This is a genomic window from Calidithermus roseus, from assembly GCF_003574095.1.
Classification (GTDB): domain Bacteria; phylum Deinococcota; class Deinococci; order Deinococcales; family Thermaceae; genus Calidithermus; species Calidithermus roseus.
In genome coordinates this window covers 35,174-55,211 of sequence record NZ_QWLA01000014.1, presented here as the reverse complement: position 1 = coordinate 55,211, position 20,038 = coordinate 35,174, and the positions used below count along the sequence as shown (strand labels likewise).

General features: G+C 65.4%; 20 protein-coding genes. 16 read left to right on the top strand and 4 right to left on the bottom strand.

Annotated features, from left to right (window positions below; genetic code table 11):
• From Mrose_RS05430 to smpB, 4 genes are all read right to left on the bottom strand, one after another.
• On the bottom strand, positions 1-976 hold a 976-nt coding region (locus Mrose_RS05430), incomplete at its 3' end, for an AAA family ATPase (protein WP_147371577.1).
• A gap of 126 nt (positions 977-1,102) precedes the next feature.
• Positions 1,103-1,636, bottom strand: coding sequence for a GerMN domain-containing protein (locus Mrose_RS05425; protein WP_119276409.1), 534 nt, complete (start codon positions 1,634-1,636; stop codon positions 1,103-1,105).
• Positions 1,633-2,943: an N-acetylmuramoyl-L-alanine amidase family protein gene (locus tag Mrose_RS05420; protein WP_119276408.1), complete on the bottom strand. Its 1,311-nt coding sequence runs from the start codon at positions 2,941-2,943 to the stop codon at positions 1,633-1,635. The genes Mrose_RS05425 and Mrose_RS05420 overlap by 4 nt, the downstream gene beginning before the upstream one ends.
• A gap of 38 nt (positions 2,944-2,981) precedes the next feature.
• Positions 2,982-3,413 carry an SsrA-binding protein SmpB gene (gene smpB / locus Mrose_RS05415; protein WP_119276407.1) on the bottom strand — a complete coding sequence of 144 codons (432 nt, stop codon included), beginning with the start codon at positions 3,411-3,413 and terminating at the stop codon, positions 2,982-2,984.
• 207 nt (positions 3,414-3,620) lie between these two features.
• On the opposite strand from smpB, the gene Mrose_RS05410 reads away from it, so the two are divergent.
• From Mrose_RS05410 to Mrose_RS05335, 16 genes are all read left to right on the top strand, one after another.
• Positions 3,621-4,250 (top strand): hypothetical protein, encoded by a 630-nt coding sequence (locus Mrose_RS05410; protein WP_147371576.1) that lies wholly within the window; start codon positions 3,621-3,623, stop codon positions 4,248-4,250.
• 73 nt (positions 4,251-4,323) lie between these two features.
• The gene (locus Mrose_RS05405; RefSeq protein WP_182482687.1) at positions 4,324-5,547 is read left to right on the top strand and encodes a carbohydrate ABC transporter permease; all 1,224 of its coding nucleotides are present in this window, start codon (positions 4,324-4,326) and stop codon (positions 5,545-5,547) included.
• The gene (locus Mrose_RS05400; protein WP_119276405.1) at positions 5,537-6,751 is read left to right on the top strand and encodes a carbohydrate ABC transporter permease; all 1,215 of its coding nucleotides are present in this window, start codon (positions 5,537-5,539) and stop codon (positions 6,749-6,751) included. The genes Mrose_RS05405 and Mrose_RS05400 overlap by 11 nt, the downstream gene beginning before the upstream one ends.
• Positions 6,752-7,026: 275 nt before the next feature.
• A complete protein-coding gene (locus Mrose_RS05395; protein WP_119276404.1) occupies positions 7,027-7,326 on the top strand; it encodes a hypothetical protein in 300 nt (99 codons plus the stop codon).
• Positions 7,327-7,373: 47 nt separating this feature from the next.
• Positions 7,374-7,790: a universal stress protein gene (locus tag Mrose_RS05390; RefSeq protein WP_119276403.1), complete on the top strand. Its 417-nt coding sequence runs from the start codon at positions 7,374-7,376 to the stop codon at positions 7,788-7,790.
• A 98-nt stretch (positions 7,791-7,888) separates the two neighbouring features.
• Complete coding sequence (locus Mrose_RS05385) at positions 7,889-10,375, top strand: cation-translocating P-type ATPase (RefSeq protein ID WP_119276402.1); 2,487 nt, start codon at positions 7,889-7,891, stop codon at positions 10,373-10,375.
• 127 nt (positions 10,376-10,502) lie between these two features.
• The gene (locus Mrose_RS05380) at positions 10,503-11,765 is read left to right on the top strand and encodes an ABC transporter substrate-binding protein (RefSeq protein WP_119276401.1); all 1,263 of its coding nucleotides are present in this window, start codon (positions 10,503-10,505) and stop codon (positions 11,763-11,765) included.
• Between the two features lie 158 nt (positions 11,766-11,923).
• A complete protein-coding gene (gene gap / locus Mrose_RS05375; RefSeq protein WP_119276400.1) occupies positions 11,924-12,916 on the top strand; it encodes a type I glyceraldehyde-3-phosphate dehydrogenase in 993 nt (330 codons plus the stop codon).
• Positions 12,917-13,046: 130 nt separating this feature from the next.
• Entirely contained in the window at positions 13,047-14,234 is a 1,188-nt protein-coding gene (locus Mrose_RS05370; protein WP_119276399.1) for a phosphoglycerate kinase, read from the top strand.
• 35 nt (positions 14,235-14,269) lie between these two features.
• Positions 14,270-15,034 (top strand): triose-phosphate isomerase, encoded by a 765-nt coding sequence (gene tpiA, locus Mrose_RS05365; protein WP_119276398.1) that lies wholly within the window; start codon positions 14,270-14,272, stop codon positions 15,032-15,034.
• Positions 15,031-15,369, top strand: coding sequence for a nucleoside triphosphate pyrophosphohydrolase family protein (locus Mrose_RS05360; RefSeq protein ID WP_119276397.1), 339 nt, complete (start codon positions 15,031-15,033; stop codon positions 15,367-15,369). The genes tpiA and Mrose_RS05360 overlap by 4 nt, the downstream gene beginning before the upstream one ends.
• Before the next feature lie 20 nt (positions 15,370-15,389).
• Positions 15,390-16,514, top strand: a complete 1,125-nt coding sequence (locus tag Mrose_RS05355; RefSeq protein WP_119276396.1) for a pyridoxal phosphate-dependent aminotransferase — start codon at positions 15,390-15,392, stop codon at positions 16,512-16,514.
• Positions 16,515-16,656: 142 nt separating this feature from the next.
• Entirely contained in the window at positions 16,657-17,241 is a 585-nt protein-coding gene (locus tag Mrose_RS05350; RefSeq protein ID WP_119276395.1) for a protoglobin domain-containing protein, read from the top strand.
• 14 nt (positions 17,242-17,255) lie between these two features.
• Positions 17,256-17,900 (top strand): MarR family winged helix-turn-helix transcriptional regulator, encoded by a 645-nt coding sequence (locus Mrose_RS05345; RefSeq protein WP_119276394.1) that lies wholly within the window; start codon positions 17,256-17,258, stop codon positions 17,898-17,900.
• A gap of 25 nt (positions 17,901-17,925) precedes the next feature.
• A complete protein-coding gene (gene pdhA, locus Mrose_RS05340) occupies positions 17,926-18,963 on the top strand; it encodes a pyruvate dehydrogenase (acetyl-transferring) E1 component subunit alpha (protein WP_119276393.1) in 1,038 nt (345 codons plus the stop codon).
• The gene (locus tag Mrose_RS05335) at positions 18,960-19,958 is read left to right on the top strand and encodes an alpha-ketoacid dehydrogenase subunit beta (protein ID WP_119276392.1); all 999 of its coding nucleotides are present in this window, start codon (positions 18,960-18,962) and stop codon (positions 19,956-19,958) included. The genes pdhA and Mrose_RS05335 overlap by 4 nt, the downstream gene beginning before the upstream one ends.
• Positions 19,959-20,038 lie beyond the last annotated feature (80 nt).

Sequence of the window (20,038 nt, the reverse complement as noted above, 5' to 3'; positions counted from 1 at the left end):
GCGCGGGGAGGGCATCCAACCGAGCCAGCTGGGCACTCAGCCCCTCGGCTTCGCGCCGCAGCCGGGCCTCCAGATCGCGCAGGTGGGCGATCTCCTGGCTCATCAGCCGCCGCTCGCCCTGCAGGGCCTCGGCCTGGCGCAGGGCCTCGGCGTGAGCCTTGTTGAGCTGCTCGAGGTCCCCTTGCAGCTGGGTCTTTTCCCCCTGCAGCTGTTCCAGGCGCTCGGCGAGTTGCCCCCGCTCGGCTTCGAGTTCGGCGATGCGGGCCTGGGTCTTGCGAGCTTCGGCCTGGGACTCCTGGATGCGTGCTTGCACCAGGCCGCGCTTGAGCGCGAGCAGCTGCCGGGCGAGCGCGCGGGCCTGGCGGGCGGCTTCGGCCTGGGCCGCTTTGGCCTGCAGGCTCTCCTTCAGCTCAGCGTGCTTTCGCCCCAAGCCCTCCATCTCGCGCGTGGCCGCTTCCAGCCGCTCCTGCGCGGTGCGGCTGGCCAGGGTCACTGCCTTGAGGCCGGCGGCTTCCTCGAGGTAGGCCAGCAACACCTCGGGCCCCGCCTGGAGCACCTCGCCCACCTCCCCCTGCCCGATGATGGCGTAGCCTCCGCGCGCGAGCCCCGAACCCGCCAGCGCCCGCTCGATGGCCTTGAAGGTGGCCTTCTGGCCCGAAAGCCGCACGTCGCTGCTGCCATCGCGGTCGAGCCGGCGGGAGATCACCAGCCGCTCGCGGCCTCTGGAAAGCACCAGCTCGACCTCGGCAAAACCCATGGGGGCGTGGCCGTCCGAGCCGTGGAACAGCAGGGCCTGGGCTTCCTCCCCCCGCAGTTCCCGCGCCCGGGCCCCCACAATCCAGCGCAGGGCCTCGACCAGGTTGCTCTTGCCCGACCCATTGGGCCCCACTACCCCGGTCACGTTGGGGCCGAAGTCCAGCCGGGTGCGCTCACCGAACGATTTGAAACCCTGGAGGGTGATCTGCTCTATCCGCATGGTCTAAGAACATCCGCCTCGCGTCGATCGAGGGCTGAGTGTACCGTATAGGACTGGGTTTGCCTACTCAGTATGTAAGTGAATAGATTCACGATAAACCTGATCGTGAAAAATTTATAAGCTGGCCTATTGAGACCGGGTGATGGGCTCGAGCAAGCTGAGGTGCCCGAGCGATTCAACTTCCTTACCCTCGAGCAAAAAACGCACCGACTTGACCTGGGGAAAGTCGAGCAGCGTGTAGGCCATGCCGTAGACGAGCATCACCTCGGCGGCGCTGCCTTGTCGGAGCTTGCCGTACTCGGCGGGCAGATTAACCACGGCCATCTCACCGTACAGGTACACCTCGGGCACCCCCAAGCCAACCGGGGCGATGGGGAAAGCTCCCTGGGCCTGGGGCCCCTTGAGCAACTCGGCCAGGGCCAGCTCGAGGGGGTCGTCGCCCGCGGCAATCCGGATGGTTCGGGTCTCGACGGCAAAGCCATCGGCCTTGGCATTGGCAAAATGCAGGCGCACGGCGCGCTGGCCCAACTGCTCGTCGGCCTTGCTGGGGAGGCTGACCACCGGCACCTGCAAAGCCCCCTGGGTATAGAGGAAGACCCAGGCTCCGCCGATTAGTACCAGCAGGCCCAAAAGGTTGAAGAGGGTCAGGAAACGTCTCATCGGGTGCCGCCTCCAAGCGGGGGGGACGCGTCGATAGGCTGGGTTCGAGGTTCCTCCAGGGGGATCCCCAGGTACTTGAGGATGGCCTCGGTCAGTGCCTCCACGATCTTCCCACGCTGTTCAGGGTTGCTGGCTTCGTCCATGCCCACCTCGAGCAGCACCGCCGCGCCTCCGGCCTGCGAGAGCACGAAGTAGGGGCCCTGGGCCTCGAGGGGTACCAGGGCCCGGCTGGCCAGGGCACCGGTGATCTCCCTGGATAGGCGCAAGCTGGCGCCGGGTTCGGCCACGAAGCGGCCCAGCACGTCCCGGCGGGGCCCCGGCGTCTTGGGCAGGAGTTGCCGCCCTTTGTCCAGGAAGGCCAGGCCGCGCTCGTCGGGGTAGGTGTAGAGGGTGACGTTCTTGCCACTGGTCGCGTGCAGGCTGACGAAGACCTGGGCGAAGGTGGCCTCGCCGGCCCGTTCCCGCAGGGAGGGGTTGCGGTCATCCGAGCGGGTCAGGGTCACGCTCAGGTCACGGCTGCGGAGGTTTTCGGCCAGGCGACGGGCGAGGTTGAGGACGATGTCCTTCTCACGCACCCCCCCTACCACGACTCCCGTATCGCCGCCGCCGTGGCCGGGATCGAGCACGACCTGGGGGCTGAACTTGCCCTGACCCCACTCCAGCATCACCGCGTTGCTGGAATAGGAGATCCGCAGAGAGCCGGGAACGGAAGGAAGGGTCAGGCGCAGGCCGTAATCAGCCGGGCTGAGTTCGAGGCCCCCGCTCTCGCCGGCCTCCACCACACCGATGAGGGCCAGGGTGGGGGGACTCTGCTCGAGCAGGCGCACCTGCACGTCGCGGTCAAAGCGCAAAATCACCCGGCCGGGGTCGGAGCTCGCGCTCTTGCGCACCGCCAGCAGGCGGGCCGGACGCAGACCCAGCACGTAGATGCTGCCTACCTGGCGATACTCCAGGTCGAACACGGCAGCCAGGCCGCGGATGGGAAGCCAGGGCTCACCCTCCCGCCGCCAGGCCTTGCCGGTGCTCCCGGCCTCGGCGGCGCTGTTGGCATAGGCAAACCACTCCACCCGCCCCCCCAGACTGACGTAGACGCCTGTACGGGAGGCGGTGAAACCCAGCCCCAGGGCCTGGGCGATGGGCTCAGCTGGGCCGTAAGCAACCCCGCCGGCGAAAGCCACGGGCACGGTGCGGTTGCCTACGGCCAAGGAGGACTGGTCCTGGGCTGCGGTGAAGGCCAGCAACAACAGGGCCAGTAAGGCCAGCATCGGCCAGCGCCCGCGTTCATCTCTGGCGAACAAGCCGAACATCGCTACAGTTCTAACCGCTGTGAACACTGCTTGCAAGCTCACCAGCTCTCCAGCTCGCGCTGCACGGCCCGGCGCTTATCGTCGTCCTTCTTCTGAAAGGCTTTCTTGCCGCGCCCAAGCCCTATGAGCATCTTGGCCAGGCCGCGCTCATTGAAATAGATCTTGAGCGGGACCAGGGTCAGACCCTTCTGCTCGACCCTCGAGCGCAGCTTTTGCAACTCGCTTTTGTGCAACAGCAGCTTGCGCAGGCGGCGGGGGTCGTGGTTGGTGTAGGAACCCTTCTCGTAGGGGGCGATGTAGAGCCCTTCGATGAAGAGTTCGCCGTCCTCGAAGCGGGCGAAGGCACCGGTGAAGTCCACCTGGCCCGACCGGATGGACTTGACCTCGGTGCCCCGCAGTACCAACCCTGCCTCGTAGGTCTCGAGGATCTCGTAGTCGTGGCGTGCGCGGCGGTTCTCCAGTCCAGCCATGAGCACTTCAGTCTAGAGGCAAAGCGCCTGAGATGCAAAGGCTGGTCGCATGAACCCACTGAGCTATAATTGCTTTGGCATATCCGCTGATATATCCACTTGCCAGCCCGCACCAGACTGTCGGTGGCTGGTAGTCGCGCCTCCAGATAGTTCAGCAATTCACGATGTTACGCCGTCGCCAATGGCGACAGTAAAGGAGGTGAAACAATGGTTAGGCTTGTAGGCAAGACAGCGAGCACGCGGCTGGAGCTTTTGTCTGGGGCGGTTTCGGTGGTACTGGCCATCTTGGGCCTCGCGGGCGTTTTCGCCACGAGCTTCGTTCAGATCGCAGCCGCGGCGACCGGCTTGGCCCTTCTGGCTTATGGCGGAGAGATGATGGGCCGGGTGATGGACCTGGCGGGCCGTCTGAGCGAGGAGGAAGCCAAGCGCCTGCGGGACCTCGGCCTCAACGGTGGTGGGGAGTACGCCAGCGCCCAGGCCGCCGGCATCAGCGGGGTGATCCTGGGCATCCTCGCCATCCTGGGGGTGGGTGCTGGAACCCTCCCGGCGGTGGTGGCCATAATCCTGGGGGCCGCACTCGCTTACTCGGCGGGTTCAGTGAGCCGGTTCCTGGCCCTGACTCTCGAGGTCACCAACCTCAGCCCGATCGCTAAAGTGGTGGCCCAGGAACGGATTTCCTCGGCCGTCGGCGGATACGTGCTGGCCGGAATCGCGAGCGTGGCCCTGGGCATCTTGGCTCTGGTGCTCACCGAACAGGCCGTGGTGCTGACCCTGGTGGCCTTCCTGGTCCTAGGGTTTAGCCTCCTGGGTGGAAGCATACTGTCTACAGCGAGCTAAAAAGGGCCACCAGGAAGTACCCCCCGCTGAAGACTGGCGGGGGGTATTGTGGTATGCGGTATATTCAGGCCCGATGGGTACGCGCTTAGCCCTCTATCTCGGCCTTGGCGTGGTGGCCGTGCTGGTTCGGCTGCTGTGGGAGCTGCGCTTTGCCGGGGCGGGTTCGTATGCCCTGGCAGCGGTTGCAGCCCTCGCAGCCGGGCTGTGGGCAATCCAGGGCAAACCGCTTCCTCTAGCCTGGTTGGGGCTGGCCATTGGATTGGCGGGGACTGTGGCGGGGTATGGCCTGCCCTGGCTATCGCTGTTGATACCGCTGGGCGTATTCGTGGGCTACTGGGGCTGGGCGAGGCACGTCAGCGAGAAGGATCTGGGAGCGTTTTGGGGCTGGGCGTTGGTCTGGCCCGCGGTGGGCCTGCTGCTGGTGTGGCAGGTGATTCCCGCCTTTTACGCTTTGTGGCTTTCCTTTCTCGACCGCTTCAACTTCATCGGGCACAGCCGCTTCGTGGGGCTGTTGAACTACGAAATCCTGCTGACGCGCGACCCGCTGTTCTGGAAGGCCATGGGCAATACCTTCTGGTTCGTGGCCTTCACCGTGCCCATCGGGATCGGGCTGGCGACCCTCATGGCCATCCTGCTCAACGAGAAGGTGAAGCTGCAGGGGCTCTTTCGCACGCTGTACTTCCTGCCCTACATCACCGCGCTGACCGCGGCAGCGGCGGTGTGGGACTGGATCTACAACCCCGAGTTCGGCTTCTTGAACTGGCTGCTGGGAACGCCTGGCTTCCAGTGGCTGAGCACGCCGGAGGGGATCTTCGCCCGAATACTGAGGCCGCTGGGCATAAACCTGAGCGGTTTCTGGGCCGGACCGAGCGTGGCCTTCGTGGCGGTGATGGCCATGAGCATCTGGCACTTTCTGGGCTACCAGATCGTGGTGCTGCTGGCCGGGCTGCAGAACATCCCCAAGGAGTATTACGAGGCCGCCGAACTCGACGGGGCGAGCTGGTGGCAGAAGGTGCGCTTCATCACCTGGCCACTGCTCTCCCCTACTACTTTTTTCCTCTTCACCCTCTCCCTGATCGGGGCGTTCCAGGTCTTCACCCAGGTGCTCATCCTCACTCCCACCGGCGGGGTCTTGCAAGACACGCTGACCCTCGCGCTCTACCTCTACAACAAGGGCTTCCGCGACTCCAACTTCTCCTACGCCTCGGCGCTGGCGGTAGTGGTGTTCATCATGATCCTGGTGCTGACTCTGGTGCAGCGGCGGGTGCTCGAGCGGAGGGTGACTTATGAGGCTTAAACCCCTGCTGGGACAAATCACCGTCTACACCGTGCTCATCGCGGGCTCGGCGATCATGGCCTTCCCCTTCTACTGGATGCTCGCCACCAGCCTCAAGAGCCCGCAGGAGGCCCAGCAGGCCGTGCCGGTGTGGGTTCCTGAGCGGCTCAAGCCGGCCAACTGGGCCGCGGCGGCCCGGCTGGGAGCCCAGGGGGGCTCCATGTGGTGGGGCGGTTACCGGGCCGGGCGCAGCGTGGTGCTGCGGGTGTACACCGGGGAGAAGGGCCCCGAGCCGGTGGTCACCATCCCCACGCCCCCGGCGGCCTTCTCCGACCCCAGGGCCGACAACACCCGCATCGAAACGGCCTTCGAGGACGGCTGGTGGGAGGTCACGCTCACCAACGGCGGGCAGGAGTCCTTCCGGCTGCTGCCGGTGCGCCTGCGCATCGCCAAGAGCTACCCCACGTACCGCCTCGAGCTCCAGCCCGACAGCATCAGCAGTCGGGGCGAGGACTGGGAACTCTCCTGGAGCAACCTGGCGCCGGGGGTGCTGGGCTACGTGCTCCACAACTTCCGCGAGGCCTGGTACGCCGCGCCCTTTGGTCGCTACTTCTTCAACAGCTTCTTCACCGCGCTCACGCAGGTGCTGGGGGGCCTCTTCATCGCGGCCATGGCGGCCTTCGCCCTCGCGCGCATCCCCTTCCCCGGCAAGGAGTTCGTCTTCAGCCTGATCATCGCCACCTTGATGATCCCCGGCGAGGTGCTGCTGATCCCCAACTACATCCTGCTCTCGCGCTTGGGGTGGCTCGATACCTACTACGCCCTGATCGTGCCCTGGCTGGCCTCGGTGTTCGGCATCTTCCTGCTGCGGCAGTTCTACCTCTCGCTGCCCCAAGACCTCTTCGACGCCGCCCGCATCGACGGGGCGACGTACTGGAGCCAGTTGTGGCGTATCGCCCTGCCGCTTTCGGTCCCCGGCATGGTCACCTACGGCATCTTCACCTTTCTAGGGGCCTACAATGCCCTGCTGTGGCCCCTGATCGTGACGAACTCCCCGGAGATGCGCACCATCCAGCTCGGGCTGCAAGCTTTCATCGGGGAAGCAGGCAGCGACTACGGAGCCTTGATGGCCGCCTCTACCCTGTCCATCCTGCCCATCGTCCTGGGCTATTTCCTGGCTCAGAAGCAGTTCGTTCAGGGTGTGGCGAGAAGCGGGATCAAATAGGGTAGAAATTTTTCACCCAACGCGCACCGGGGATCGCGTTGTACCGGGAATTGCCAGGGACAATTCGCCCCAAAGTTCATAGTCATAATGAAAACGTCGGAAAGCGCCGCCTCGACATGATCAATCCGGCTTTGAGGGTGAGTGCGCATGCCAGTTCAGCGGCGCGGCGGTAGCTCGGCGGAGGGCTGGGGAACACCGTAAGTTGATGCTGCCGTCCACCTCGAGCAAGCTCCGAAGCGAGCCCAGCAAGCCGATGGAAGGGGGAGAGTCATGGCATGGCCTACTGGAGATTTCGTGACGGAACTACCGTATACAGCCACGCCCTGGTGGAGGGCCATAGCCCTTTTGCCGAACACTTGCGGCGCGAGTTGATCTGCCTGGCCTATGGCTGTGGCCCTCTGGTCTGGTTGACCCTGGAGGGTCAGGCGGTGGAGCTGGATACCGCCAACGATCAGTTGCTGGCGCGGTGGCTCGAGCAGGAAGCCAGGCTATTCGGCCTGGAGCTTGCCGAGAGCGACTTCAGTACGACCGCTCGTGTCCCGCCCCAGCCATCCATTTCGGGGCGCGTTCGGTAGAGGAGGCAAGAGGCACGCTGGTGGCTATCGGTGATCTGGAGGTAAAGATGATCAAAAACATCGTTCTGGCCTTCGACGGTTCCGAGCACGCGCAGAAAGCGGCTCGGCTGGCGGGGGACCTAGCCCGGCAGTACGGAGCCAGGCTGCACATTATCCACGCCTACGATCCGGTTCCCGGTTACCTGGGCGAGCCCTATCTGCAGGAGGTGCTTTTGCGGCGTACCGAGGCAGCGAGAGAAATTTTGCAGCGAGGCCAGGAGATCGTTGGTGAGGTTCCCGAGCTGGAAAGCGAGGCCCTGGAGGGAAGCGCTGCGGAGGTCATCCTGCGGGTTGCCGAAGCCCGCCAACCCGATTTGATCGTGATGGGCACGCGGGGGCTGGGACAGTTGCGTGGCTTGCTGCTGGGTAGCCAGAGCCAGAAGGTGGTATCCCACGCGCAGTGTCCGGTGCTGCTGGTGCGGTAAGGCCCCCGGAGCAACCTATGAACGAAAGCCAAATTCTCACTATGGGATTCTGAATCCGGGGCGGAAGGTTCGTGTCCGGCCCTCGAGGAGTAGAAACCATGAACCAGCGTGGGCTGTCCCATCCGGAGGCCCAGGCGCGGCTGAGCAGGTATGGCCCCAACGCCCTCCCGGAGAAGCCGCTCGAGCCCATCTGGGCCCGGTTTTTCCGCCAGTTCCAAAGCCCTTTGATCTACATCCTGCTCTTCGCGCTGCTCTTCGATTTAGGGCTGTGGGTCTACGAGGGTATGCACGGCCTACCCATCGAGGCGCTGGCCATTGGGCTGATCCTCCTGCTCAACGCGGGCTTGGGGGTCTATCAGGAGTACCGCTCGGAAGGGGCACTGGCCCGTTTGAAGGGACTGGCGGCCCCACAAAGCTGGGTGCTGCGCGATGGAGAGTGGCTACGCCTGCCCAGCCGGGAGGTCGTGCCGGGAGACTGGGTACGCCTGGAGGCCGGGGACCGGGTTCCCGCCGACGGGGTGCTACGGGAGGCCCAGGGGGTGATGCTGGAGGAGTCGGTGCTCACCGGCGAGTCGCTGCCACAGGAAAAGGAGTCGGGGCAGGAAGCCTTTAGCGGTACCCTGCTGGTGCGGGGAAGGGCCCTTCTGGAAGTCAGCCGCACAGGCGCACACAGCAGCATGGGTCGGCTAGCCTTGATGCTGGGCGAGATCGAGGCCGGCAAGACCCCCCTCGAGCAGCAGCTCGAGCGCTTTGGCCGCCAGGTCGCCCGCTGGGTGCTGATCCTGGCCGGGGCAATTGCGGCAGCCGGCGTGCTGGTGGAGGGCCTGGAACAGCTCGACGAGGTCGTGGTGTTCGCCGTAGCGCTGGCGGTGGCCGCGGTTCCAGAGGGGCTCCCGGCGGTGCTCACCCTCACCCTGGCCCTCGGCGTCGAGCGCATGGCCAAGCGCAAAGCCGTGGTGCGGCGCCTGGCCGCCGTCGAGGCACTGGGCTCGGTCACGGTGATCGTCACCGATAAGACCGGGACCCTGACCGAAAACCAAATGGAAGTGCGCCACCTCGACTCACCCGACCCTGCTCGAGCCCTCAAGGCCGTGGTCATCACCAACAATGCCGACGAGGACACCGGGGCCGGAGACCCGTTGGAGCTGGGGCTCATGCGCTTCGTCCAGGCTCAGGGGATGGACACGAGCGCCTTCAGGGAACTTCCACGCCGCTCGAGCCGCCCCTTCGACAGCGCCTGGAAGTACATGCGGGTCACGGTAGAGGAAGGGGGGAAGCCTGTGAGCTACTTCAAGGGAGCCCCCGAGGTCTTGCTGAATCGAAGCCGGCTGAGCCCCGAAGAGCAACGATCGTGGAGCGAGAAAGCCCTTGCCTATGCCAGCGAGGGGTACCGGGTACTGGGTATAGCCGCAGGACAGGGGGAAGTCGAGGAAGGCCTGGAATTTCTGGGCCTGGTGCTGTTTTGGGATCCCCCTCGGCCCGAGGTCCCCGAGGCAATCGCCACAGCCCAACAGGCCGGGATCCGGGTGCTGATGGTCACGGGAGATCACCCCGCCACCGCGCTCGCCATCGCCCGGCAGGTCGGGATTCACAGCGAAGGCGTGCTGAGTGGGGAGGACCTCGAGGCCTACACCACCGAAGCCCTGCAGCAAGCCCTGCAACAGGTCAGGGTGTTTGCCCGCGTGCGGCCTGAACACAAGCTGCGCCTGGTGCAGGCCCTGCAGGAGCAGGGGGAGATCGTGGCCATGACCGGCGACGGGGTCAACGATGCCCCGGCCCTCAAGCGCTCGGACGTGGGGGTGGCGATGGGGCAGCGCGGCTCGGACGTCAGCCGCGAGGTGGCCGACCTGGTGCTGCTGGACGACAACTTCGCCACCATCGTGGCGGCCATCGAGGAAGGGCGCAGCATCTACGAGAACATCCAGAAGTTTTTGCGCTTTTTGTTCTCCACCAACCTCTCGGAGGTGCTGCTGGTCGCGTTGGGGGCCTTCATCGCCTTCGTGCTGGGGCTGCGCGAAGCCGATGGCTCGCTTTTGCTCCCCCTCACGGCGGTGCAGATCCTGTGGATCAACCTCATGACCGACGGCCTGCCCGCGCTTGCGCTGGCGCTGGACCAGAACCCTGCAGTGATGCGGCGCCCCCCCAAACCGCCCAACTCGCCCTTGCTGGACCTGGCCTCGCTGCGCTTCGTACTGATCTCGGGGGCAGTCAAAGCGTTGCTGGGCCTGGGCTTGCTGGGGCTGGTGCCGCGAATGGGAAACCCACTCGAGACCGCCCGCAGCGTGACTTTCCACTTCATGGCCATTGGGCAGCTCTTCTTCGGCTACCCCTCGAGGCGCACCGAGGTCTCCCCACCCCTGAACCCGGCGCTCCACCTGGTGGTGCTGCTGGGGATCGGGGTTCAGGTGTTGGTGGGAGTCTGGCCCACGACCGTTCAGGCCTTCGGGACCGTCATGCTCCCGCTGCCCTTGTGGGGGATAGTCCTCGCCGCCGCGCTTTTGGCCTGGGTCCTGGCCGAAGTCATCGGCTGGTGGTTCTGGCACGAGAAACGAAGTGGTTATGAAAGCCAAGAAAGCCCTGGTTAGACCGATGGCTGAGGGCAGGGGCCCTCTGCCTGGTGCAACCGGCGTTGGGCATTCGGCTTTTGGTCTTCGCCGTGACATAATCCTGACAAGCACTACCGAATGTAGGGCTGTAAACCGAGGAGGAAGCATGAAACGGAGTTTCACGCTGTGGCTGTCGCTGGGAATCGTTGGCTTAGCCGTGGCTCAGCCCAAAGCCGAGGACGTGATCAAGGAGCAGTGCGCCAAGGCCGAGGTGGTGGCCGAACTCTGGCATGGCTTTACCGGGGGTGCGCCCAAAGCGGCGCTGGAGAACCTCATCGTGGAGTTCAACCGGGGCAAAGGGGGCACAGTCTGCGTCAAACCCGTTCCCCAGGGCAATTACCGCGACCTCTCCACCAAGCTCAAAGCGGCCTTCGCAGCAGGCAAGGTTCCGGCCATGGCCCAGGCTTTCGAGAACAACATCGCCCTTTACCTCGAGGCCGACGCCGTGCTGCCGGTCTCGAGCCTGGGCCTCGACCTCAAGGGCCTCAACCCGCTATTCGTCAACGCCACCAAGATCAAGGGTCAAGTCTACGGCGTGCCCTTCAACAAGAGCGTCCAGATCATGTACTACAACAACGACCTCTTGAAGAAGTACGGCGCGAAGGTGCCCACTTCCATCGACGAGTTCGTGGCCACGGCCAAGCGCCTTTCGGAGGGCGAGAAGACCCCGGTCTACTTCTTCGTGCCCGACGCCTCGACCTACGCCTACTGGTTCTTCACCCGTGGCGGCAACTACCTGCAAAACGGCAAGCTGGTGCTCAACTCGAAGGTGGGCGTGGAGACGCTGGAATTCCTGGTCCAGGGGGTCAAGGACGGCTGGGCCAAGCCCATCACCCAGGGCTTCATCAACCAGAACTTCGGCTCAGGGACCTTCGGCTTCTCCACCGATACCTCCGCTGGTTATAGCTTCTACAAGAGCGCGGCCAGGTTCGACCTAGGTACCGCGACCCTGCCCGGCAAGACCAGCAAGCAGCCCGGCTACGCGCTGGTGCAGGGCACCAACCTCATCGTCTTCAAACAGGCCGACGCCAAGGAGCGCGCCCTGGCCGCCGAGTTCCTCAAGTTCGTGATCACCCCCAGGGCTCAGGCGGTTTTCGGTGTGGCCACCGGCTACGTGCCGGTCCACCTGGGCGCAGGAGCCGATCCCACGGTGACCCGCTACGTCAAGGAGAACCCCTGGTTCGGCACCATCCTCACCCAAAGCCGCTTCGCCCGCTACGAGCCAGCCATCGCCGAGTGGGAGCAGATCCGCTTCGATATCCTGGGTCAGGCCATCAAGGAAGCCGTGCTGGGTCAGGCCACGCCCAAGGCTGCGCTGGACAAGGCTCAGAAGCAGGTGGAAGACCTGCTGGCGGGGCGGACGCGCTAAGCAGCCAAATTAGGGCCTCACTCCGCTCGAGCCGGGCCTCGAGCGGAGTAATCTATTGCAGGCGCGCTGCTTGGACGCGGTTCAGGAGCAGCCGGATTGAAAAAGTGGGGTATAGTGTGAGCGCTGCTGTGAAGCAGAACCCCACACAGGGAGGAACTATGCGCGTAGGAATCAACGGGTTTGGGCGTATCGGTCGCCAGGTGTTTCGCATTCTCGAGGAGCGCGGGGTAGAAGTGGTCGCCCTCAACGACCTCACCGACAACTCCATCCTGGCTCACTTGCTCAAGTACGACTCCAACTACGGCAAATTCCCCGGAAGCGTCAGCTACGACGAGAACAACATCATCGTCAACGGCAAGACCATCCGGGTCTACGAGGAGAAAGACCCAGCCGCCCTGCCCTGGGGCGACATCGGCGTAGACATCGTCATCGAATCCACGGGGCGCTTCACCAAGCTCGAGGCCGCCGAGGCCCACCTCAAGGCCGGGGCCAAGAAAGTCATCATCAGCGCGCCGGGCAAGGGCGACATGCTCACGGTGGTGATGGGCGTCAACGAGCACATGTACGACCCCGCCAAGCACCACGTCATCTCCAACGCCAGCTGCACCACCAATGGCCTGGCTCCGGTGGCCAAGGTGCTCAACAACCGCTTCGGCATCGAGCGGGGCCTCCTGACCACCGTCCACGCCTACACCGCCAGCCAAAGCCTCGTCGACGCGGCCAAGGACGACCCCCGCGACGCCCGCGCCGCCGCGCTCAACATCGTGCCCAGCGAGACCGGGGCGGCCAAAGCCGTGGGGCTGGTGATCCCCGAACTCAAGGGCAAGTTCGGCGGGATGGCCTTCCGCGTGCCCACCAGCACGGTGAGCGTGGTGGACTTCACCGCCGTGCTCTCGCGCGAGGCGAGCAAGGAGGAGATCAACGCCGCGATGAAGGAGTACGCCGAGGGGCCCATGAAGGGCATCCTGGCCTACACCGAGGAGCCATTGGTGTCCTCCGACCTCAAGGGCGACCCCCACTCCTCGATTTTCAGCGCCCTCGACACGCTGGTAGTGGGCAACCTGGCCAAGGTGGTGAGCTGGTACGACAACGAGTGGGGCTATTCCTGCCGCGTGGCCGACCTGACGCAGTACATCGGCAGCAAGCTGTAGCGACGCGAGGGGCAAAACGCCAAACGCGAGTGGCTATCGGCCATCAGCCATTGGCTATCGGCTATCGACTATCGGCTATCAGCTATCGACTATCGACCATCGACTATCGACATATTCCATGAGGTGAACCATGCGTACCCTCAAGGACTTCGACGCATCCGGTAAGCGGGTATTGGTGCGGGTGGACTTCAACGTGCCCGTGAAGGAAGGCAAGGTTAAGGACGAGACCCGCGTCTCGGCGGCCATCCCCACCCTAAAGCACCTGCTCGAGCAAGGTGCCACGCTGGTGCTCTTCAGCCACCTGGGCCGGCCCAAGGGGGGTTTCGAGGAGGCCAGCAGCCTGGCCCCGGTGGCGCCGGTTCTTCAGAAGCACCTGGGCCGACCCGTGATCTTCATCGGCGGCAGCCCCGAGCTGACCCCGGCTTCGGAGGCCGTGCTCGAGCGGGTCAGGGCGCTGCCCGCAGGCTCGGTGGCCCTGCTGGACAACGTGCGCTTCGAGGCGGGCGAGGAGAAGAACGATGAAGCCCTCGCGCGCAAGTACGCCCGGCTGGGCGACGCCTTCGTGCTGGACGCCTTCGGCTCGGCACACCGCGCGCACGCTTCGGTGACGGGGGTAGCCCAATTCCTGCCCAGCTACGCCGGGTTCTTGATGGAGAAGGAGGTTTCCAGCATCAAGCGGGTCATCGAAAATCCCGAAAAGCCCTACTGGGTGGTGCTGGGCGGGGCCAAGGTCTCCGACAAGATCGGGGTGATCGAGAACCTACTGCCGCGCGTGAGCGGCATGGTGATCGGCGGGGCCATGGCCTTCACCTTCATCAAGGCTCAGGGGGGTAAGGTGGGGGCCAGCCTGGTCGAGGACGATAAGCTCGAGCTGGCCCGTGGCCTGCTGAAGCGTGCGCAGGAACTGGAGGTAAAACTCCTGCTGCCCAGCGACGTGGTGGCTGCGCAGAAGATCGAGGCGGGGGCCCAGACGCAGGTCGTCCTGGCAGATCAGATCCCCGAGGGCTGGATGGGCCTGGACATCGGCCCCGAGAGCGCCAGGGCCTTCGCGGCGGCGTTGCAGGGTGCTAAGACCGTACTGTGGAACGGTCCCATGGGGGTCTTCGAGGTGGACGACTTCGCCAAGGGCACCCTGGCCGTGGGTCAGGCCATCGCCGAGCTGAAGGGGGCCTTCACGGTGATCGGCGGAGGGGATTCGGTGGCAGCAGCCAACAAACTGGGCGTGGCCGACAAATTCAGCCACGTCTCGACGGGAGGCGGGGCCAGCTTGGAATTGCTCGAGCTCGGCACCCTGCCCGGCATCGAGGCGCTGTCGTAAGAACGCCGATAGCCCAATGGCCTATGGAGTCTCTTATGCGCAAAACCCTGGTTGCGGGCAACTGGAAGATGTACAAGACCCCCTCCGAAGCCAGAGCCTGGTTCAAGGAGCTGCTCGAGCGCTACCCCACCACCCCCGCCGAAGCCGCCCTCATGGTCTCCTTCCCCTCCCTTCCCGCCGCCCAGGAGACGCTCTCGGATACGGTGGTGGCCTACGGCGCCCAGGACGTCTCGGCTCACGTAGAAGGGGCCTATACCGGGGAGGTCTCGGTGCGGATGCTGGCCGACGTAGGCTGCAAGTACACCGTGATCGGGCACTCCGAGCGTCGCAGCTATCACCGCGAGAGTGACGCGCTGGTGGCCGAGAAAGCCAGGCGGCTCTTGGAGCACGGCATCATCCCCATCCTCTGCGTGGGGGAGCCGCTGGAGGTGCGCGAGGCCGGTGGGGCGGTGGAGTACACCCTCAGCCAGCTCGAGGGGAGTCTCGAGGGGGTGGAGATCGAGGAGCATGACCAACTGGTGATCGCCTACGAACCGGTCTGGGCCATCGGCACCGGCAGGACCGCCACCCCGGAGGACGCCGAGGCCATGCACCGCGAAATCCGCGCCTGGTTCGCCCGCCGCTTCGACCTGGCCTTTGCCAACGGGGTGCGCATCCTCTACGGTGGCTCGGTCAAACCCGACAACGCGGCGGCCTTGTTCGCCCAGCCCAACATCGACGGGGGGCTGGTGGGCGGAGCTAGCCTGCAGGTCGAGAGCTTCATCGCCTTGCTGCAAGCCGCGCCCGGAGGCAGGGCATGAAGGTGGAGAGCTTCGAGCACTACCAGCGCGAGTCGCGCAAGACCTGGAACCTGGTCCACACCGACCACCCCATCGTCTACCCCACCCTGGGCCTGGCCAACGAGGCAGGCGAAGTCGCGGGCAAGGTCAAGAAGCTCTTCCGCGACAAGGGTGGGCAGATCGGCGAGATCGACCGCGAAGCGCTGAAGCAGGAGTTGGGAGACGTGCTGTGGTACTTGGCCCAGATCGCCACCGAGCTGGGTTTGAGCCTACAGGAGATCGCCGAGGCCAACCTCGACAAGCTCTTCAGTCGGCTCGAGCGCGGCCAGATCAAGGGCGAGGGCGACAACCGCTGAAGGACGCGGTATCTTGACCTATGCCCGCCGAGCTCCACCCCCGCACTAAGATCACCACCGAGAGCATCTTCTCCCGGATGAGCCGCCTGGCCCTCCAGCACGGCGCGATCAACCTGGGGCAGGGCTTCCCTTCCAACCCGCCACCCGCGTTCTTGCTCGAGGCCGCCCGCAAGGCAGTGGGGACGGTGGATCAGTACACCCCGCCCTTCGGCCTGCCCAGCCTGCGCGAGGCCCTGGCCGAGGATTTGGGGGTCTCACCCGAGGACATCGTGGTCACCGCCGGAGCCACCGAGGCGCTGTCCTCACTGGCCGACTCCCTCTACGGCGTGGGCGACGAGGTGGTGATGCTCGAGCCCTACTTCGACGCCTACCTGCCCCAAACCCTGATGGTGGGCGCTAGGCCCGTGCTGGTGCCCATGCGCCTCACAGATCGCTGGGAACTCGACCTGGAAGCCCTCGAGCGCGCCATCACCCCACGCAGCAGGGCGCTGCTGGTCAACAGCCCCTATAACCCCACGGGGTCGATCTTCTCGCGGGAAGAGCTCGAGGCCATCGTGACCCTGGCCCGCGAGCACGACCTCTGGATCATCAGCGACGAGGTATACGACGAGCTGTACTTCGAGGCGCCACCCACGCCCCTGCGCGCGCTGGCCCCCGAGCGGGTGTTCACGGTGGGCTCGGCGGGGAAGCGGCTCGAAGCCACCGGCTGGCGCATCGGCTGGATCGTCACCCCGCCCGGCCTAGCCCCCGCCGTCACCGGGATGCGCCAGTGGTCGAGCTTCTGCTCGGCAGCCCCCCTGCAGGCTGCCGTCGCCCAGGCCCTGCCCATCGCCCGTGCCGAGGGCTTCTACCCGCAGCTTCGGGAGAGCTACCGCCAGCGCAAGGACCTGCTCGCGCAGGGGCTGCAGGCCATGGGCCTGGAGGTCTTCGAGCCTGTGGGCACCTATTTCCTGACCGCCCGGATGCCGGGTCTGAGCGCCGAGACCCTGGTGCAGCAGGCCAGGGTTGCCATCATCCCCGGAAGCGCCTTCTACGCCTCGAGCCCGCCCCCCGAGGGGCTCGTCCGCTTCGCCTTCTGCAAAACCCCCGAGGACATCGCGCAGGCGCTGGAGCGGCTCGAGCGTTTCCTGAAGATACGAGGCTGAGCACTCAGGTTCTATGTGTATTATTTCACGATAAACCTAGCTCGTGATTCTTTTATGCACCTGTCAAGTCCCCCGTCCGAGACTTGACAGGCTCGATTGCATTTAATTATTAATTAGGAGTCCTAAATTTTAGGAGGTGACTGTGCAAAGCATCCCCGGCTATACCTACGGCAGTCCTGCCCTCAACCCCTCGCCGCTGAGCCTGGAGGACCTCGAGAAGCTCAAGGCCAGTCTGCTCTTCACCGATGATGACCACACCGCCCTGCGTCAGGCCGGGGAGGTGCTGGCCGATCAGGTAGAGGAGATCCTGGACGTGTGGTACGGCTTCGTAGCTTCCCATCCCCACCTGGTCTTCTATTTTGGCGGCCCGGACGGCAACCCCAGCGCAGAGTACCTAGCAGCCGTGCGCAAGCGCTTCGGGCAGTGGATCCTCGACACCTGCCAGCGACCCTATGACGCCCAGTGGCTGGCCTACCAGCACGAGATCGGCCTGCGCCACCACCGGAGCAAGAAGAACCAGACCGACGGTTTCGGCACCGCTCCCCAGGTGCCCATGCGCTACATCGTGGCCTTCATCTATCCCATCACCGCGACAATCCGTCCCTTCCTGGCCAAAAAGGGACACTCCCAAGAGCAGATCGAGCGGATGCACCAGGCCTGGTTCAAGACGGTAGTCTTGCAAGCCCTCCTGTGGTGCTACCCTTACGTAAAGGACGGTGACTTTTAAGCCGCCAAGCCCCCATGAGCGAGAACGCTTTCTCCGAGGAAGCCATTGGCAGTCGAGTGATCACGGGCTTGTCCAAGATCAGCCTGGCCCTCAAGGCCCAGGCCTGGAAGGGTGCCAACCAGCAGGGGCTGACCCCCACCCAGGGCCAGATTCTGGCCCTGTTAGGGCATAAAGGCAGCCGGCGGCTGGGGGAGATCGCCGAGTTGCTGGGCATCACCCCAGCCACCACCAGCGAGGCAGTGAAGGCGCTCATTGCCAAGGGGCTGGTGGTCAAGAATCGGGGAGTGGGCGACGCCCGCTCAGTGAGCCTAAACCTGACGCCCGACGGGAGGGCGGAGGCCGAACGCACTGCACTGTGGCCCGACTTCCTCCTGGCAGCGTTGGAGAGCCTCGAGCCCGAAGAGCAGCGCATCTTTCTGCGGAGCCTGGTCAAGATGATCCGTTCCCTGCAGGAAATGGGCCACATTGCACCCGCACAGATGTGCGTCACCTGCACCTTCTTCCGCCCCCACGCTCACCCTGACCCCGCCCGTCCGCATCACTGCGCCTTCGTGGACGCCGCGTTCGGGGACGGGGGCCTGCGGCTAGAGTGCGCCGACCACCAGCCTGCGCCGCGCGAGCAAGCCCACGCAGCATGGAGCAGTTGGTCGAAGCCCTAACGGGTGCTGGGGTAAACTGATCGGCGTGGATACAGTTCGCTACCTTGACGATGATGGAAAACCCTTACGGGACATACCTCTGAGTGAGGAGGAACTGCTGGCGGGCTATCGCGCCCTCCGGCGAGCGCGGCATTTCGACGAACGCGCGCTGGTGCTGCAACGGCAAGGAAGACTGGGGGTGTACCCGCCTTTTCGTGGCCAGGAAGCGGCGCAGGTGGGAGTGGCGCTGTGTTTGGAGCCCTCGCGCGATTGGCTGCTGCCGAGCTACCGCGAGACAGCGGCGGCCATCACCTTCGGAATGCCTCTGAGTAAGCTCATCCTGAGCTGGCGGGCCGACCCCGCTGGCTGGGGCGCGCCGCCCGAGGTGAACATGGTGCAGTTCTACATCCCCATCGCCACCCAGGTGCCCCAGGCCGCGGGAGTGGCCCACGCCCTGCGGCTGCAGGGGAAGGACGCGGTGGCGGCAGTGTTCATCGGGGATGGCGGGACTTCCGAGGGCGATTTCCACGAAGGGCTCAACTTCGCCTCGGTCTTCGACGCGCCACTGCTGGTGGTGGTGCAGAACAACGGCTGGGCCATCAGCGTGCCGACCCAGAAGCAGATGAAAGTCCAGCGCATCGCGCTGAAGGCCCAGGGCTACGGCATACCCGGCGTGACAGTAGACGGCAACGACTTGGTGGCGGTCTGGACGGTGGCCCGCAAGGCCGCCGCCCGGGCCAGGGCCGGGGAAGGCCCCACCCTCATCGAAGCCCTGACCTACCGGGTGGCTCCCCACACCTCCTCCGACGATCCGGGGCGCTACCGCACCGAAGACGAGGCCGAGGCCTGGAAAAAGCGCGACCCCATCGACCGGATGCGGGGTTGCCTGCTGCACCTGGGCCTGTGGGACGAGGAGAAGGAACGGGCTTTGAGCGAGGAACTCGAGGCCGAGTTCGTGGCGGCGGTGGAAGAGGCCGACAAGGCTTCCGAACCCAGGCCCTGGGAGATCGTCGAGCAGGTCTACGCCGAGATGCAGCCCGACCAGCAGGCGGCGTGGAACTACCTGCACGGAGGTGAGGCATGATCGCCGAGCGCGGCACCCGCATCATCAACCTGGTCCAGGCGGTGAATGAGGCGCTGGACTTAGCCCTCGAGCGCGACCCCCGGGTGGTGCTCTTCGGCGAGGACGTGGGCAAGATGGGCGGGGTCTTCCGGGCCTCCGACGGCCTGCAACCCAAGTACGGCGACAAGCGCGTCTTCGACACCCCGCTGGCCGAGAGCGGGATCGTGGGCTTCGCCATCGGCATGGCCATGGCCGGCCTGCGCCCGGTGGCCGAGATCCAGTTCGCCGGCTTCCTCTACCCCGCCCTCGACCAGATCCTCTCGCACCTCGGGCGCATGCGCCACCGCACGCGGGGCCGCTTCACCATCCCGCTGGTGATCCGCGCTCCCTACGGCGGTGGGGTCAAAACGCCCGAGCAGCACGCCGACAGTCCCGAGGCCATCCTCTGCCACGTCCCCGGCGTCAAGGTGATCATCCCCAGCAGCCCCGAGCGGGCTAAGGGGCTGCTGCTGTCGGCCATCGAGGACCCCGACCCGGTGTTCTTCCTCGAGGCCATCAAGCTCTACCGCGGCGTCAAGGCCGAGGTGCCCGAGGGCTACTACACCCTGCCCATCGGCAAGGCCCGCGTGGTGCGCGAGGGGAGCGCCGCGACGCTGATCGCCTACGGCGGCATGGTCGAGGTCTGCCAGAAGGCCGCCGAGGTGGCCGCGCGCGAGGGGGTGGAGCTCGAGGTCATCGACGTGGAGACCCTGGTCCCGCTCGACACCCCGACCCTGGTGGAGTCGGTGGCCAAGACGGGCCGGGCCGTGGTGGTCTACGAGGCCATGCGCACCGGGGGCTTCGGCGCGGAGATCGCAGCCCGCCTAGCCGAGGAGGCCCTGGACTACCTCGAGGCCCCCATCGTCCGCGTGGCCGGCTGGGACGCGCCCTACCCGCCCTTCAGCGCGGTGGAGAACTTCTACCGCCCCGACGCCAAGCGGGTGCTCGAGGCGGTGCGGCAGGTGCTGACGCACTGAGCCAGGCCGATAGCTGAACGCCAAACGCAAGGCGCCCAAAGCCGATAACTCCAAGCGCACCGGGATGAGGGTGAGGCAGC